The organism is bacterium (assembly GCA_029210965.1).
Taxonomy (GTDB): Bacteria; BMS3Abin14; BMS3Abin14; order BMS3Abin14; family BMS3Abin14; genus JALHUC01.
This window is the reverse complement of sequence record JARGFZ010000062.1, coordinates 1-10,589: the sequence shown is the minus strand read 5'-3', so window position 1 is coordinate 10,589 and position 10,589 is coordinate 1. Positions and strand designations below refer to the sequence as shown.

Here is a 10,589-nt window from a genome sequence, read left to right as displayed (position 1 = left end):
CGCTTCGACTTGGACATGGTTCCTCCTTTGGTGTAATTTCCACCTTATACCACTGTCCAATTTTTGGGGACCACCTCGCTCCTCCTCCCCTAGTTCCAGGCATTCCTCTGCGTAACCCTGCGGTGCGGCTTTCAAATGGCCGCTTTGCGAAACTCTGCGTTAAGGCTTTAGTCGTCTTTATGTGAACCGGGATCGCTTCACGTGGGAAAGTTCCAATCACCCCCACCTCGGTCCTCCCCCCTCAGCTGTCTTCACATCAAACTACGCCGTGCCAGGTAGGGGGAGGAAGAATAAGGAAAAGGCCGATTTTATACTCGCAATGACATCTTTCGGTGCGATCATAAAAAAAGGCCCTTGGGGCCTCTTCTGAAATTTGGAATTGGTCAATCCCCTGGATCCTGGCTCCTGGATTCTGACTCCTGCTTTTAACACATCAACGCCGACCAAAGGCCGGCGTAACTCTCTTTCGGATTCACGGACGCACGCACACACGCACGTACGGGAGGCTGTCGCTTCTACATGCCGAGGTACGCTTCCTTTATCTCATCCGACCCCTTGATCACATCTGGCGTTCCCTCTGCCTTGATGGACCCTTCATGCATAACGTACACATAGTCGGCGGCACCCAGTGAAGCAGCGGCGTTCTGCTCAACCAAAAGGATGGTCAGACCGATCTCCTCCTTCATCTTCTCAATGGTCTCGAAGATCTCGTGGACCAATTTGGGGGCAAGACCCTGGCTGGGTTCGTCCATCATGATGAGTTTGGGCTTGGTCATGAGTGCCCTCCCGATGGTGACCATCTGCTGCTGGCCGCCAGAAAGGGAACCGGCCTTCTGGGCGTATCTCTCTTCAAGGATGGGGAACATGGAGTAGACCAGCTCCAGGTTCTCCTGTTTCACCACCTGGGCCTCTTTGCGGTAAGCGCCCATGATGAGATTGTCGTACACGGTCATCTCTTTAAACAGGTGCTTGCCTTCAGGGACCATGGTCAGCCCCAGGTCCACCTTGGCGTGGGGCGGGAGGTCGGTGACGTCCTTCCCATCGTAATAGACGCTACCCCCGCGGGCCTTGACCGATCCCAGGATCGTCCAGAGAAGGGTTGATTTCCCGGCACCGTTGGGTCCCAGCAGGGAGGTAATGGTGCCGGCCTTGACTTCAACGTTGGGTCCCCACAGGACCTGCATGGGACCGTAGCCCGATTCTATATTCTCTGCCTTAAGCATCGAACTCCTCCGCCGGCTTGCCGAGGTACACCTCGATGACCCGTGGGTCGTTGAGGGCCTCTTTTGTTGGTTCATCAACAAGCATGGCCCCCTGGTGCATGACGATGACCCGTTCAGCCAGACCGGCCACAGCCCGCATGATGTGCTCCACCATAGCTACGATGGCGATCCCTTCCGTTTCCCTTATGTGCTTGATGAAAACAACCATTTCGTCGATGTCCTTCGGATTCATTCCGGCCATGGCCTCATCCATGAGAAGGAGCTTTGGCTTCATGGCCAGGGCCCGGGCGATCTCCACCAGTTTTTTCTCTATGGGGGTGAGCCCACCGGCCGGCTTGTCCCGGTGGTCCTTAAGTCCAATGAGATCGATGTAGTAGTCAGCCATCTCCATGGCCTCGTCCACCTTGATCTCACTCCCAGCTGCTCCGAACATGGCGCCGATGGCGATGTTCTCCTGAACAGTAGCCGAGGAAAAGGGCCTGGGGATCTGAAAGGTCCTCCCCATGCCGAGATGAGCCCGTTTATAGGCCGGGAAGTTGGTGACGTCCACCCCATCGAACAGTATGGTCCCCTCGTCTGCAGGGAACACCCCGTTGATGAGGTTGAACATGGTGGTCTTTCCGGCGCCGTTGGGCCCGACAATGGCCATCATCTCACCGTGATCGATGTTAAAGCTCATGTCATCCACGGCCACCAGTCCCCCGAACCGCTTGGTAACGTTCTCACATTTGAGTAAGGGCATTATCATTTACCTCAGATTATAAACTTCTGAAGGGGAGTGCCCGAGACCCTTTTTTTCAGGATCCCAACGGTCCCCTCGGGGAACAGAACAATAATGGCCACGATGATGGGCGCGAAGATAAGTAACTGGAAGCCAGGCAGGACGATGGAAAGGTAATATTTAGAGATCCCGTAGATAAGCCCGCCCACAATGGGGCCCAGGAGGGTCCCCGCACCACCCAGCAGAACGATGATGATGGCCTCCACCGTGTAATGGATCTCGAAAACATCCGAAGGGTACACGTACTGGAGTTTCAGAGCCCAGGCTGTTGCACCCAGGAGGCCCGCCAGGGCTGCGCTAGTGATAAAGGCTATGATCTTGTACTTCGTCACGTTGATGCCCATGACCTTGGCGGCATCCTCATCCTCACGGAGGGCTGTCAGGGCGTAGCCCACCTTGTTCCTCATGTAGACGAGGGTCATGACAGCTGCGAGGACAGCGATGCAAAACATCATGATATCGGCCCAGAAGGTCCCGATGGCCATGGCGGCAGGTTTTCCAAAAGCCTTTTTCATGTGGCGGGTGAAGATCATGCCCTCGGAACCGTTCCAGATCCGGGCTCCCTCGATGAGAAAACGAAAACCTTCGTTCACACCTATGGTGGCAATGGCGAAGTAGGCCCCCCGGAGCCTCAGTGCCACCGCACCCACGGCGAGGGACAGAAGTATGGAAAAAACAGCGGCAAGCACGAAGCCGATGAGGATCAGGAGAAATCCCAAACCTTTGTCGCCGAGATGATAGATTGTAATAGCCATCCCGTAAGTCCCGATGCCCATAAAGGCTACGTAACCGAAGTCAACATACCCGGTCATACCCATGAACAGGTTAAACGCCTGCCCCAGGGTACAGTAAAAGGCCAGCTGGGACACCAGCTGCCACTTGCCCGGGTTGATGAGCCCATAACCAAGCAGGATCCCGTAGGCGATGAGGACCGGAAAAATGGGGAAATATTTATCGGTTCTCTTCATTATTTAGACCTCAGGAGCCCGGTGGGGCGAATGAGCAGGATGACGAGAAGCATGACAAAGGAGAAGAACCTCGTCATGGCGAAGGGTTCAAGGCCTTTTATATTAGCGAAGAGGGTATAAGAGCCGTTCTCCAGCAAACCGAAAACCACACCGCCAAAAAAAGCTCCGTAGGGCGATGCCAGGCCGCCTAGAACCGCTATTACAAAGGCCTTGAGGGTGTATGGCCCTCCCATGTAGGGGTTGATCCCCACCGGGATGAACATGGTGAGGAGTACACCGCTGGTCACCGTCAGCCCGATGCCCAGAGAAAAACTCAGGGCGTACTGCCAGTCAACGTTCACACCGCACACGCGGGCACCCACGTCGTCCTCCACGACGCTGCGCATGGCCATTCCTGCACGGGTCTTGTTAAACCACAGGTAAAGGATGATCGCTATGGCAAAGCTTCCGAAGGCCGCGAGGAGTTTCGGGTAGGGCAGGACGGTGATCCCGATGTCCAGCTTGCCGATATCCCAGTAGTATCCCCTCGCCTCCGATGTGAAGATCTGTTTCACCACCTCCTCGAGTATGACCCCAAAGGAGAAGGTGACCAGAAGGGTGGCAAGTTCCGGGGCTTTGTCCTGCCTCCTGCCCCCGTAGATGTAAAGGGCGAACCCGTATATGAAGATGATCCCCACAAACAGGTAAATTGCGATGTTGAGGTTGAAGTACCCGGAGCTGATCCACATGAGCACGATGAGGCCGATGAACATGCCGGCCGCCATCCCCATTCTCCGTGGCGAGAGTTTCTTTATTCCGGACCCGCTGGGAGAAACCAGAGGCTTGACCGCACCGAAATAGAAAAGCATCCCCAGCGCCATGCCGATCATAAAAGCTACCGGAATAGCGAAGATCGGTGGCACCCCCATGGCCTGGAACATGGTGAGAGCGGTGAACGCCCCCACCATAATGAAGGCTCCATGCCCGACATTGACGACCTGCAAAACCCCGAATATTAGGCTGAGTCCCATGGTGGCCATGCCGTACACAGCACCCAGAACAAGCCCCTGCACCAGGTTTCCGGCTAATTGCTCAAAAAGCACGATTCCCCTCGTTTCCAGGGAGACTGGCAACGAACCACATACGCCATCTTCCCACTAGTTCAGACGGAAAACATTATTTTCCAAGGAGTTACCAGAACAGTTACAATAACAAAAGCGTACAAAAAAAGGCCGGTAGCAGACGCTACCGGCCCTGTTAGGTTCCTTTAGAACTTCCTCTTCGGGTATGCCGGGACAGCAGTCTGAGCGGCCTCAGGCCATACGATTTTCCTTTCGCCACCTTGCCACTGTACGTCAACCATGGAGTGCCCTACCTGTTTGCCGGTGTCGTCGATATCCCAACCGCCGTAAAAGCTCATGAAGGTCAGGTCGCCGAGAGCTGCCCGGACCTTATCCGAATCCAGGGAATCAGCCTTTTCGATAGCCAACACCAGAGACAACAGCGCTGCGCTGGCCTCCGCGGCATGATAGTCGGGCAGCATGTCTTTTTCGACAGCTTTCTTGAAGAGAGCCACGTACTCATCCTGGCTCGGGCCGATCCAGCTCTTGCCCAGTTTAGCGGCTCCGGCCTTTGAAAAGGTCACGCCGTACTCCCAATGGGAGGGACCCATGACACCTTCAGCCAGTTTACCCAGGGCCTCGCCGAAGGCGGGCAGGGTCGCAGCCGCAATGAGGGAGAGAAGTTTGGGGTTGATGTCCAGGTCAGCCATCTGCTTGTTCAAAAGCTGCCCGTCCTGGAAGTGACCGCCGCCAATGACGATCTCCGCGCCCGCGGCTTTTAGATCGGAAAGCAGGGGAGTCAGATCGGTAACTTTCGCCGGATAGGTCCTTTTGAAGACCACATCGAAACCAAGCTCCTTTGCCTTGGCCTCAGCGCCGTCCATGACTGATCTTGCGAACTCGGAGTCCTCGTAGGCAAGGGCGACCTTTTTGGCAGAAGGATCGATCTTCTTCACCATATCAAGGGTGCCGGCGTGATAGCTGGATCCGGGGCCGATGGTCTGTACGATGTACTCAAACCCCTGGGCAAAGATCTTGTCGGAAGCACCGCCATGGTCCATGTAGATCATACCGTATTTTTCCGCCACCGGGGCACCTGCGAGAGTGAGCCCCGAGCTGTAAGGCGCGTAGGTGAAATGGACCTTGTCAGTAGTTATAAGCCGCTCGAGTAGGCTTGTGACCGACTCCTTCTTGGACTCGCAATCGTACACCTTGTAGGCGATCATCTTTTTCTTGCCCCCGACCATAACGCCGCCCCGGGTGTTGTTGACCCAGTCAATGGCCGCCTTGACTCCCCCCACAGCCTGCTCACCAGACTTGGCGTGGGTGCCGGACAGCGTGGCCGGATGGCCAATAAGGATCTCATGGCCTGAGGCAAACACCATGGGGGCGGCAACAAAGCCTACCGCCATCACGATCGCCACGATCAAAACAGTCTTCTTGCTCATGCTCATCTCCTTTGGCTTCGGATTTACGTTCAACTAAATCGGGTATCGGGCCAACTGTTAACTGAATGCACCCTTACCTTCCTAAAATATCATATTATTTTACCACGTAAAACAGAACTATAAATAGGGTCACTTAAAAAAAATTTTAAAATATTTTCTACCCGAAGAGGGGCTCTAATGCAACTGAAATGGTGTGCAATAAGTTTGAAGTATCTATGGAAACCGATTGTGGAAAGCATTTAAAAAAAACGGAAGATTGAAGCGGTTAAAAGTTTAATGAATAAAAACCAGTTCCAAGTCCTGATCCAAATCATACGACAAGTCATTTCATAGCCAGCGATCATATATATCTACACCAGTTTCGGTGATCAAATTATTTAATAGCATTTTTTCAAACCATTTCCCCCGTTACTGACAGCAATCTTTGGTCCTATGGCAAATAAAAACCCCTACATGAAAAAAATTTTAATATATTTGCCCTTGTTCAACCGGAATTGTGCCACACAAATTATTGCTGGCTACCATATTGTGCCATTCTAGGCACAGCCTTGCACACTCCATCCTAGAATACTGTAAATATACAGCTTTTTATGTGTGCCAGTATTGTCACATATGTGCCAAGTAGCTGTTTTCAAACAATAATACCGTGCATTGTATACGATCCATATTTTTAGATATAAAGATAATTTCCTGTTAATTTAGATGTATGTAATTGTTTTTAAAAGCTTTTCCTTCTTACATGAAAGTCTGTGCCAAATGCGCCCTGCTCTTCCATTGAATAACCATACTTAACAGTTTCTGGCATGGCTCTTGCTCTAGACTCGACAGACAATCGATAACAACCTGGAACGATAAAATTAATAACGGGTGTTGGCCAAAAACGGCACTCGAAAGAGTCAAGGAGGCACCAAATGGCAAGAAGCGCGAAAATGATCGATGTAGAAGTTTTTAGAAGAATGGCCAAGATGAAGGTCGTCGTAAGGAAACCCGCTAGCGAGTTTACCTTAAAAAGGACCATAGCCGAAGCCATGCGCTTTACGTACGAGGCAGAGTTTAACACCCAGACCAGGAGCAAGTACCGCAACGCACTGAACAATTAGGAGTTTTACTCCCGATTATAGAGTTATCATGGTCCACGACCTGGTAAATCCTAGGACCCCCCCTAGGCAAAGAGGGAAGGCATTAGCCTTCCCTCTTTCTTTGTGTGGCACACAACTTTCTTATTTGAGCCATATTTGACACAAACCTGTTTATGTATTAAGTAATAACTGTTCAGCCGGGAATATGGACCCGGAAGGTGAATGCATTTGACTTGATTAACGTAAGGGTGGCCCCATGAAGATCATCACTACCGACAAATCCCGCTGCAAGAAATGTTATGCCTGTGTCCGGGTCTGCCCGGTTAACGCTATCAATGTGGAGGAAGATGGCACCACCATCTCCCACACCCGCTGCATTAATTGCGGCCATTGTGTTGATGCCTGCAGCCAGGGAGCGATCAAGGTGACCGATACCTTAAAAAGAATGGAAACCATTCTGGGCGGCCAGAAGCCTACCATTATCCTTCTCGATACCAACTGGCCCATCACCTTCCCAGACATCTCTCCCGATGATTTTCAGGCCATACTGGAGAAAGAGGGATTCGCCCAGGTTCAGTCTTCTCTCCTGGCCGTCGAGTATGTGCTTAAGGCCTATGAAACTATCCTTGAAAAGAAAAATAACCCGTTTATCGGGTCTTTATGTCTCATATCTTCTTCCTATGTAGAAAAACACACACCCAACCTGATCCCATATATGATCCCGGTAGTCATCCCTGCCGTGGGCACAGCGCGCTATCTTAAAAGCCGCTCTGAAAGCCCCATCAGGATCGTGCTGGCTTCATCGTGCCTCGCAACCAAAGGTAAAATGGCCAAACCCGGTTTCGAAACCGATATCGATGCGGTCGTTACCTTCAGTGAACTGAAGGGCTGGCTCTCAGATAAGGGATACAAGTTTAAAACAGAGGGTTCCTTCGACTACCGTTCTCACCTTCTGGCCGGCGGTCAGTATTGGCTCACCCGTGATTTTCTCGCCAGGCTGGTCCCGGGAGGCGAATCCAAACGTTCCCGTATCCTGGCTGTCTCCGGAGAAGGCCGCTCACTGGCCTTTTTAAACGAAGTAAACAGCGGATCGTTCAGGCACGGCCTGGCGATGGTTAAATACTGCACCATTGAGGACGCTTCCCACGGTGTGGGAACGGATCTTACCCTGTTTCAGCGTCAGGATCTCCTCGCCAGGGTCATCGAAGAGGCCGCTGAGGTTCCCATACCCCTGGCTGAGGGGGAGCATATCGACCTGATAAAACCCTATGTGGACCGTTCATCAGAGTTGGTGGAACCGGCACCCGAGGCCATCCAGCAGGTGTTGGATACCCTGGGCATGAACACCTCAGAGGAAGAACTGAACTGCGGGGCCTGCGGGTTTCCTACCTGCAGGGAGAAAGCCAAAGCCGTTGTCCACGGACTGGCCAAACTGGAGATGTGTTTCCCCTATCTCATCCGTGAGTTGTCCAGTCACAACGAGGAACTGGTCCAGAAGTACGAGATCATCCAGAAGCAACTCAATAACGTCACGTCATCATCAGAAATGGTAGGCGTTTCAAAGCAGGTCAGGCAGATTCAGGAGATTATCAGCCGGGTAGCCCCAACGCCCACCACAGTACTGATCCGTGGGGAGAGCGGCACCGGCAAGGAACTTGTGGCCAGGGCCATTCAAAGGGCCGGCGACAGGGCAGACCGGCATCTCATCGCCATTAACTGCACCGCAATAGCAGCCGGAGTCCTTGACAGCGAACTTTTTGGCCACGTCAAGGGTGCCTTTACAGGGGCCGTTTCCGACAAAAAGGGGCTTTTTGAAGAGGCCGACGGCGGGACCCTGTTCCTTGATGAGATCGGTGATATATCCCTGGAACTTCAGGCCAAGCTCCTGAGAGCCGTCGACTCCGGGGAGATTCGGCGTGTAGGAGAGACCCGGACCAGGGAGGTGGATGTCCGCCTTATTGCGGCCACCAACAGGAACCTGGAAAAGGCTATCGAGGACCGTGAATTCCGGGAAGATCTTTTTTACCGGCTCAACACCATCACAATCCGCCTGCCTCCCCTCAGAGAGCGCAGGGACGACATCCCGCTGCTGGTGGAGCACCTGCTCCTGAAATCATGCGCCCGGGTCAACAAGCAGGTCCATGGTGTTTCCGAGCGGGCTATGGAGATCATTCTGGATTACCACTGGCCGGGCAACATACGGGAGCTTGAAAACGTAATAGAGAGAGCCGTGGTGCTGGCACCGCCAGCGGGATCCCTGGTCCTTATAGAACCCGAACACCTTCCCAAGGAGCTCGAAGCCCCATCCATTCCCGGTTCCACGATAGAGATAGGGAGTGGGATCGACTACCGTGCCATGCGGGACCAGTCGGTGGGAGAGGTAGAAAAGAAGCTCCTTCTCCACTACCTGCAGACATCTGGCGGCAACGTTACCAAGGCGTGTGCCATGGCCGGTATCCCGCGCCGGACTTTCTACCGCATGATGGAGAAACAGGGGATCAGGGCGAAGGAAGTAGTTAAATAGACAGGAGCCAGTAATATATGTAACGGTGTATCGGAGTGTCGGGGTATCGGCGAAAAGGCTAATATACCACAGCTGCTGGATGCTCTTCCCACCATTATTCTACGTTCCCTGCCCTGAGCCTGTCGAAAGGTACATTCAACATTCTGCATTCCTTCTTTTCCGTTCACGGTTCACTGTTCACTAAAAGTATTTCGATGCACTTTTCCCCAATCCAGGCTCTCCCGGTCGTGCCCTTCCTTTCCCTCCCCCGGATAGCCGATCCCAACAATACATTCCACCAGGTAATTCTCAGGGATACCCACTAGTTCCCGGACATAATCTTCAGCGCTTTTCCCATCCCCGTGCTCCCTGAGCCTAACCTGACACCAGCAGCTTTTAAGACCCAGAGATTCAGCCGCATACTGCAAGGTTATGGCTGCAATGGAACAGTCCTCGATGCAGGTGTCAGAGCTCGCCGTGTCCCCAACTATAACCACCGCCAGGAGCGCCCCTGCCAGGAACCCGGCTCCGTGAGGTTTACATCGCGAAAGCCTTCCGATGGTCTCCCGATCCCCCACAAAAACGAACTCCCACGGATTGATGGAGCGGGATGACGGGGAGCGGACCAGGGCCTCGGTGAGCAGGTTGATCTTGTCCTCTTCAATGGGCTGGTCTGTGAACTTGCGGACGGAGCGGCGGTTTCGAAGTATTTCAAGCATTATTTTCCTCCGGAAAAAGTGGCAGTCAGCTATCAGCATAAATCAAAAGCCTATCTACCGCAAAGTCCGCAAAGTTTCGCTAAGAAAATAGGTTCTTCCGGGAAATGAGTACCCGCGAATTAAAGAATCAGGCTTCAGAAAAAACCCCGGTCCCCTTTGGTCTGCCCATTTTGCGAGTTCGTCGTTGCCCGCCTCGATTTCGTCGCCTGAATAAATACGTTCGCGTCGAGCAGATAAGCCATCAGAGCGCTACCCCCAATTGATGATCAAGCTCCTGAAAAGTCGCGAGTTTGGAAAAACCAAGCAAACGGAATGCGTCTCGATGCAGGGTCTGAACCGCCCCGAGATTGCCGGAGACTCCATTCTTTAAGAGGATGGGGTCATGAGAAAAAAAATCAGATACTCTCCAGAAGTTCGCGAGCGGTCAGTTCGGATGGTTTTCGAGCACGAGCGTGAGTACGAATCCCAGTGGTCAGCCATCGTTTCGATCGCGACCAAGATCGGGTGTACACCCGAGACTTTTTGTAAGTGGGTTCGCCAGGCTGAGGTCGACACGGGTCGGCGCGGTGGTGTGACTAGCGATGAACGCACTCGAATTAAAGAGCTCGAGCGTGAGAATCACGAGTTGCGGCGGACGAACGAGATCCTGCGCAAGGCGTCAGCATATTTCGTACAGGCGGAGCTCGACCGCCGACCGAAGAAATGACGTCGTTCATCGACGAGAACCGCGAGGTTTACGGGGTCGAGCCGATCTGCGCTGTGCTGCCGATCGCCCCGTCGAGTGACTATGAGCAGAAGGCCCGTCAGGCTGACCCTGACCGCTTGCCG

General features: G+C 53.1%; 8 protein-coding genes, 1 pseudogene and 1 other annotated feature. Of the genes and pseudogenes, 3 read left to right on the top strand and 6 right to left on the bottom strand.

Going from position 1 to position 10,589, the window contains the following annotated elements; translation table 11 throughout:
- Window positions 1-515 precede the first annotated feature (515 nt).
- The 5 genes from P1S59_13710 to P1S59_13690 form a co-directional block, all read right to left on the bottom strand.
- A complete protein-coding gene (locus tag P1S59_13710; GenBank protein ID MDF1527292.1) occupies window positions 516-1,223 on the bottom strand; it encodes an ABC transporter ATP-binding protein in 708 nt (235 codons plus the stop codon).
- Entirely contained in the window at window positions 1,216-1,965 is a 750-nt protein-coding gene (locus tag P1S59_13705) for an ABC transporter ATP-binding protein (protein ID MDF1527291.1), read from the bottom strand. The genes P1S59_13710 and P1S59_13705 overlap by 8 nt, the downstream gene beginning before the upstream one ends.
- A gap of 11 nt (window positions 1,966-1,976) precedes the next feature.
- Window positions 1,977-2,972 carry a branched-chain amino acid ABC transporter permease gene (locus P1S59_13700; GenBank protein ID MDF1527290.1) on the bottom strand — a complete coding sequence of 332 codons (996 nt, stop codon included), beginning with the start codon at window positions 2,970-2,972 and terminating at the stop codon, window positions 1,977-1,979.
- Window positions 2,972-4,054 carry a branched-chain amino acid ABC transporter permease gene (locus P1S59_13695; protein MDF1527289.1) on the bottom strand — a complete coding sequence of 361 codons (1,083 nt, stop codon included), beginning with the start codon at window positions 4,052-4,054 and terminating at the stop codon, window positions 2,972-2,974. The genes P1S59_13700 and P1S59_13695 overlap by 1 nt, the downstream gene beginning before the upstream one ends.
- 164 nt (window positions 4,055-4,218) lie before the next feature.
- On the bottom strand, window positions 4,219-5,460 hold the full coding sequence (locus P1S59_13690) for an amino acid ABC transporter substrate-binding protein (protein ID MDF1527288.1): 1,242 nt from the start codon (window positions 5,458-5,460) through the stop codon (window positions 4,219-4,221).
- A gap of 911 nt (window positions 5,461-6,371) precedes the next feature.
- Between P1S59_13690 and P1S59_13685 the strand changes: the two genes are divergently transcribed.
- Together P1S59_13685 and P1S59_13680 are read left to right on the top strand one after the other, a co-directional pair.
- Complete coding sequence (locus P1S59_13685) at window positions 6,372-6,560, top strand: hypothetical protein (GenBank protein MDF1527287.1); 189 nt, start codon at window positions 6,372-6,374, stop codon at window positions 6,558-6,560.
- Window positions 6,561-6,795: 235 nt separating this feature from the next.
- The gene (locus P1S59_13680; protein ID MDF1527286.1) at window positions 6,796-9,063 is read left to right on the top strand and encodes a sigma 54-interacting transcriptional regulator; all 2,268 of its coding nucleotides are present in this window, start codon (window positions 6,796-6,798) and stop codon (window positions 9,061-9,063) included.
- Window positions 9,064-9,233: 170 nt separating this feature from the next.
- Here P1S59_13680 and P1S59_13675 read toward each other — a convergent pair whose 3' ends face one another.
- The gene (locus tag P1S59_13675) at window positions 9,234-9,761 is read right to left on the bottom strand and encodes a nitroreductase family protein (protein ID MDF1527285.1); all 528 of its coding nucleotides are present in this window, start codon (window positions 9,759-9,761) and stop codon (window positions 9,234-9,236) included.
- A gap of 382 nt (window positions 9,762-10,143) precedes the next feature.
- On the opposite strand from P1S59_13675, the pseudogene P1S59_13670 reads away from it, so the two are divergent.
- A pseudogene (locus tag P1S59_13670) lies at window positions 10,144-10,589 on the top strand (transposase).
- Window positions 10,422-10,538: a sequence feature (AL1L pseudoknot), on the top strand. (Overlaps the previous pseudogene by 117 nt.)

Excerpts from the sequence above, each read along its gene's own strand:
- P1S59_13710 (MDF1527292.1), bottom strand. The coding sequence starts at position 1,223 with ATGCTTAAGGCAGAGAATATAGAATCGGGCTACGGTCCCATGCAGGTC.
- P1S59_13705 (MDF1527291.1), bottom strand. The coding sequence starts at position 1,965 with ATGCCCTTACTCAAATGTGAGAACGTTACCAAGCGGTTCGGGGGACTG.
- P1S59_13700 (MDF1527290.1), bottom strand. The coding sequence starts at position 2,972 with ATGAAGAGAACCGATAAATATTTCCCCATTTTTCCGGTCCTCATCGCC.
- P1S59_13690 (MDF1527288.1), bottom strand. The coding sequence starts at position 5,460 with ATGAGCAAGAAGACTGTTTTGATCGTGGCGATCGTGATGGCGGTAGGC.
- P1S59_13685 (MDF1527287.1), top strand. The coding sequence starts at position 6,372 with ATGGCAAGAAGCGCGAAAATGATCGATGTAGAAGTTTTTAGAAGAATG.
- P1S59_13680 (MDF1527286.1), top strand. The coding sequence starts at position 6,796 with ATGAAGATCATCACTACCGACAAATCCCGCTGCAAGAAATGTTATGCC.
- P1S59_13675 (MDF1527285.1), bottom strand. The coding sequence starts at position 9,761 with ATGCTTGAAATACTTCGAAACCGCCGCTCCGTCCGCAAGTTCACAGAC.